The 5,044-nt window shown below is 50.3% G+C and carries 3 protein-coding genes and 1 tRNA gene; 2 read left to right on the top strand and 2 right to left on the bottom strand.

Going from position 1 to position 5,044, the window contains the following annotated elements; genetic code table 11:
• Window positions 1-9: 9 nt before the first annotated feature.
• Window positions 10-1,506 carry a VWA domain-containing protein gene (locus tag QZ377_RS06120; RefSeq protein ID WP_365854391.1) on the top strand — a complete coding sequence of 499 codons (1,497 nt, stop codon included), beginning with the start codon at window positions 10-12 and terminating at the stop codon, window positions 1,504-1,506.
• Window positions 1,507-1,935: 429 nt separating this feature from the next.
• On the opposite strand, the gene QZ377_RS06115 is transcribed toward QZ377_RS06120, so the two are convergent.
• On the bottom strand, window positions 1,936-3,135 hold the full coding sequence (locus QZ377_RS06115; RefSeq protein ID WP_291440305.1) for a hypothetical protein: 1,200 nt from the start codon (window positions 3,133-3,135) through the stop codon (window positions 1,936-1,938).
• 196 nt (window positions 3,136-3,331) lie between these two features.
• Window positions 3,332-3,407 (bottom strand) — tRNA-Phe (locus QZ377_RS06110).
• A 385-nt stretch (window positions 3,408-3,792) separates the two neighbouring features.
• Here QZ377_RS06110 and QZ377_RS06105 point away from each other — a divergent pair.
• Window positions 3,793-5,044: chloride channel protein (locus QZ377_RS06105; protein ID WP_291440304.1), on the top strand; the 1,252-nt coding region annotated here is incomplete at its 3' end.

The following is a 5,044-nucleotide window of genomic DNA, read 5'->3' as shown; positions in this document are numbered from 1 at the left end:
GTTATCTATTTGCCTGCATTGCCTATGGATTGCGAGCCGGAATTGCTGGCAATGGCTCGCGGATTCGTGGATCACGAGGCGGCCCACATAAGGCACACGGATTTTACTGCGCTGAGGACCGTCAAGCTTGATCCTGTAACCTTCAACCTCTTTAACTGCCTGGAGGATTGGCGTGTAGAAAAGAAGCTGTCTTCCATATTCCCCGGTTGTCGGCACAATTTAAACTGGTTGATACGACGATTCTTTGTGGAACAGGCACAGCCAAGGGCCGGGGGTGATCCTCCGGCCCTTGCTGTTTTAGACTATGTGCTGTTGACCGTACGGGCCTGGGATGTGGAAGAAGTGAACATGTCACGCCTGGCAGCAGCAGAGGTGCTACGCCAGCAGTTCCCCGGCCTGAAGGAAACGCTGGATGCCATCTTAATCAAAGTTCGCATACATTGCCCTGATACTGCTTCCACCATCGCCTATGCTAGTCAATTGGCCCAGAGCATCCGGCAGTGGGAGCCGCAACAGCAACAAAAGGAAACCAGAAGAAACGGAGCTGACCTCTGCGATTCTACCTCTCAATCAGAGCAGGAGATTTCGCCTGATTGTGCATCTCAAACGCAGCAACCAGCACCCCTCAGCAAGGCCAAAGCCCAGCTTACAGCCTTGTTGCATACCGAAGCGCAAGACCTGCCGCAAAACCTGGGCGAGCTTCTTTCAACGGCACTTACTCTTTGTCAGGCCGAATCGGCCTTTGAGAGTGTTACGGTGGCGGTAGAAGGGTTTCGACCTTCGGGCGTATTGCCTGAGCCGCAGAAGCTGCAAGCCCTTCAGGCCAGTATTGCCTTGCGAACCCGCCTCCAGGGATTTTTACAGGTACGGACACAAAAACAATGCAGCATCGGTCGGCGTGGGGTCTTGCACCCCGGTTCGCTCCATCGGCTGCAGACGGGCAATCCGCGCATTTTCCGCAGGGAGGCGGAACAAGCGGGCCTCAACACCGCTGTGCATATCCTGCTGGATGTCAGCGGCAGTATGAGCGGCGTTCCCATCGTTTTGGCAAGGCAGGCGTGCTTTGCTGTAGCAAAAGCATTGGAACACATCTGTGGCGTAAATCCTGCGGTCACGGCCTTTCCCGCGATGGCTTCCACAAGTTCTGTATTCCCCATCATGCGGCATGGTCAAAAGGTACCGGACAACTTTGACATCAATGCCTCCGGCGGAACCCCTCTGGCTGCGGCCCTGTGGTGGGTCATGCAGACCATGCTGTTCCTCAAGGAGCAACGGAAAATCATTCTCATCATTACTGACGGAATACCCGACAATACACACGCAGCAATCCATGCTGTGACCGTAGCGCAAAAACTTGGTTATGAGGTGTATGGCCTTGGCATCCGTGACGAACACATCGCCCACCTGCTGCCACAGACCAGCCGGGTCATTAACGATCTGTCCGACCTGGCCCCCGTCATGTTTGACATGCTCCAAACCGCCTTACTCAAAGGCGGTGCAGCATGATGGTACCCTTGGACTATTGCCGCTGGAATCCGGCACGGCCCAATCCAACATTCTTCACCCACAACCGACTGCGTATTCCGCGCTGCTGATACCCAAGGAGGCTGTATGAACCCACTGGCATGGATACCTGTTGCTATTGCTGTGTTGCAGGTCATCAAGGAAAATTGGGACGATTGATCTATTCAAAACGGCAGACGAACAGGAGGCGGGAAATATCCCGCCTCCTGCATTTACGCAACTGAAAAGGAGAATAACCATGAACAGTAAATGGACATTTATAGGCGGCATACTGGCCGGAATCGTAGGAGTATTTACTGCGGCCTATGTGGCTACGGAGTTGGAGTCCCGGACGGGTAGTGCCAGTGAGGAGACAACGGAGCAGGAAAACCTGGCTCTCCCCGAAGGCGAATCCGAGAGACTTTAGCTCTCTTAAGTTTTTACTGATGGCGGATAGAGCCCCCACTCTATCCTGCCATCAGTATCAATGCGTTCACCAACCACATGGAAGAATTGTGGTAATTTTTTTCCTCCAAACTTGGTACAAAGTTGTTTTGAAAGGATTCCTAATTCAAGAAAATAATTGATATAAAAATTAAATATCGTCTTATCAGCATATTGAAATTTTCTTTTGAGCTCTCTAGCCGTGATGATTTCTCTGAATTTCAAAAATTCTAATAAATTTTTGTAGAGCAGTTTGTTTTTGGATGTTTTTTCCAACAGATATATTTTTTCATTTATTAAAATTCTTGCCAAAACGTCAGCTAACGGCCATGCAGGCATTGCAGATTTGAGTGATTGTTCTTGCCGCATAACAATCAGTATAAAATATATTTTTATTATTGTTGATCTGTATAATTCTGTTAAATTTTTTATTTCACTTTTTACAAAAGGGAAAAAATCTAATTTTAGTTTTATATAGTTAAGGCGTTTTTCAACAATATTGAGGTCATCCTGTGTTGCTATAAAAGAAAATTCTTTAATTTTATTAGAAACATTTACAACGGTCTTAATTATAGTTTCAGAGAGTTCATTAGAACTGTCATGCCTGGCACAAACATCGTCATTTATAAATAGGAACCTATTCATAAGGCCAATTTTATTTATGTTTTTTTGGCACAGCAGTGTGGCAGCTTTTTTAGTGGACGTATACGTCAGGACATTAAGGAACTGTTTTGTTCGTCTTTTTGAGGGTGGCATTGGCATTGATTTTCGGATCAGATAGTATAGGCGTTCCAGATCAACATTTCTATGTAACAGGCAGTCAACAAAGGTTCTTTTATTCTCTGATTTCTCATCACGTATATTTATAAATCCATTTTGCTGCAAATCTTTTACAAGACTCTTTTTTGAAATGCCCTTTGCAAACCCAAGTTCATCGGGTTTATCAGTATCATTTTGATCGCTAAAAAAAATGAAACCCAAATTCGGTAAATATTCATTGTCATATATATTTATCCGAAAGGAATCTCTCATGATTTCGGCAATTGAAAAAAGTGTTCGCGCCAGACAAGGAGGATCCAGGTAAAACAACATTTTTACGTGCGTTGGTTCAAAATCAAGTGTATCCCAAAAACCTGAATACGGCAGCAGATTGAGATATCTTGGAAAGGATGGTGCACGATTAGGCATTGCGCTGTTCCTCCGGGTCTGTCCAATTGTGACAAAAGGACGAGGGTATGTACACAGCCTGTTTAGCCTTGGCATCCTCACTGGGAATCACTGGTATTCACCTTGCGTCATCCTCAGACGGGGGAGAGGTGGGGGAGAGGGTTTTCCCCAAACGAAAAAAGGACTTGGGTATTTCTACCTAAGTCCTTGATTTCTATGGTGCCGAGGGACAGAATTGAACTGCCGACACGGGGATTTTCAGTCCCCTGCTCTACCAACTGAGCTACCTCGGCTCGCGGCAAATGTGGTTTGTGTTCCACATCGCTGGAAAAGTCTTGTACCTATTTGCCGCGACCTTGGCAAGCTTTTTTTACAAATTTTATGCAATAACTTGAAAAGCCTCCCTGTTCCGGCCATACTGCCCATGCTGCCACCGGAAAACGGGCAGGCGGCGTTTTAGTGCTGTAGATGAAAGCGGGCCGCCAGGCGTGTTCGGCCCGCTGTTGTTCTGTCGCCGACCTGTCATTGTTTTGCCGTTGGCTTGTCGCGCCCCGGCCCCGGCAGTGCAAAAGGCTTTTTTCTCTTCCTGCGACGTATACGTGGTTTCCGGTTGGTTCCATCAATGCGCGGCGCGTTTGTCCGGTCGCAAATCCCGCAAAAAATGCCTCGAATAAGGGTATGTTAGTGAAAACAGGCAATCCTTTTCCCCAGATCAAGCGCGATTTTACAGAAATGGGTGTTTCCGGCCTGGGCAAAATTATTGTGCAGGCCCTGCTTGTGGGCAGCGCCACCGGGGCTGTGGTTGGCCTGTTCCGGCATTTGAATGATATCATCACCCACTGGCTTGTGGGAGCTGTGGGGCAGCGCGGCCTTGCAGACCACCTCATGGCGCTGGCCGTTTTTGGCGGTCTTTTACTTTTGTCCGTCATTTCCGTGCTGCTTTTGCGCGCGGAGCCGCTCATCAGCGGCAGCGGGATCCCCCAGGTGGAGCTGATGGTCAAGGGCAAGCTGCGCATGAACTGGCTGCGGGTGTTGCTGTGCAAGTTTGCTGGCGCGCTGGCCGCCCTTACGGGGGGGCTTTCTGTGGGGCGCGAGGGGCCGTGCATCATGATGGGAGCCTCTTTGGGCGTCGGAGTGGGAACCCTGTGGAAAGACAGCACGGCTGCCAATAATCCCCGTTACCTCGTGGGGGGCAGCGCCGCCGGCCTTGCCGCCGCCTTTGGCGCGCCGCTGGCAGGCATGTGCTTTGCCTTTGAGGAGATGAAAACCCCTCTCAGGGCGCCGATGGTCATAACCTGTGCCATCACGGCCTTTGCGGCCATCTATGTGATGCAGGGCATTTTCGGCTTCGGGCTGGTCTTTCCTTTTGGGGTACACTCCATGCTGCCGTGGCGCGAATGGTGGCTCGTACCCGTTGCCGGTGTGGTCATGGGCGGGCTTGGCGTACTGTATAATACCGTGCTCATACGCATGACCCTCTGGGCGGACAGGACAAGGTTGCTGCCCCTGCATTTACGGGTAGTCATACCCTTTATGTGCGCCGGTCTTTTTTTGTATTTTTATCCCACAGTGCTGGCCGGCTTCGGCATAGGAGCGCTGGATCTGGCGCGCCTGTCCATCCCGCTGACCGCACTTTTGCTGCTGCTGGGCGTCAAAATGCTTTTTTCCTGCGCCAGTTTTGCCACGGGTGTGGCAGGGGGGCTGCTCATGCCCATCCTGTTTATGGGCGGGATGGCCGGGGCCTGTCTTGCATCCACCATGTTGCTTTTTGACCTGGTAGCGCCGGACAGGGCCGCCACCATACTCATCCTGTGCATGGCAGGGCTGTTCGGCTCATCCGTGCGTGCGCCCCTTACAGGTGCTTTTCTTATGCTTGAGATGACAGACTCGTACCATAATATGGTCTTTGTTATCCTTGCGGCGTATATTG

The organism is Desulfovibrio sp. (genome assembly GCF_019424165.1).
In the GTDB taxonomy this organism is placed as follows: Bacteria; Desulfobacterota; Desulfovibrionia; order Desulfovibrionales; family Desulfovibrionaceae; genus Desulfovibrio.
Note: the sequence above shows the minus strand (reverse complement) of the source record. Positions and strands in the feature narration are given on the sequence as shown.

What these genes read in the sequence shown, in the direction of transcription:
- QZ377_RS06115 (WP_291440305.1), bottom strand. Translation starts at nt 3,135, where the DNA reads ATGCCTAATCGTGCACCATCCTTTCCAAGATATCTCAATCTGCTGCCG.